The sequence below is a fragment of the Vibrio sp. OPT46 genome, assembly GCF_015163535.1.
Taxonomy (GTDB): domain Bacteria; phylum Pseudomonadota; class Gammaproteobacteria; order Enterobacterales; family Vibrionaceae; genus Vibrio; species Vibrio alginolyticus.
Window position 1 is genome coordinate 1 of sequence record NZ_JADDYG010000794.1, and the last position, 236, is coordinate 236.

Annotated in this window: 1 pseudogene; it reads right to left on the minus strand. The window is 38.6% G+C overall.

Annotated elements, in window-relative coordinates:
* Positions 1-230 (minus strand): annotated as a pseudogene (locus IQR33_RS27825) (HAD family phosphatase); the annotation flags it as partial.
* Positions 231-236: the final 6 nt, after the last annotated feature.

Sequence of the window (236 nt, forward strand, 5' to 3'; positions counted from 1 at the left end):
ATTTCTTCCGTCGTTACTTGGTGTTCACGTTGATAACGCTGTTTTGCTTCCCTTTCGGAGATCGTCCCTTTATTTAAATCTTTCCAGATTTGTGATGAAAATAGCATCTGAGCCATTTTCTCTGACTCTACGGAACCACCAAATGTTAAGCGAACGATTTCTACTGGAGACCAGCGTACCAATACATTACCTACATCAAAAATGACATTTTTTATCTGGACAGAATTCATAACACA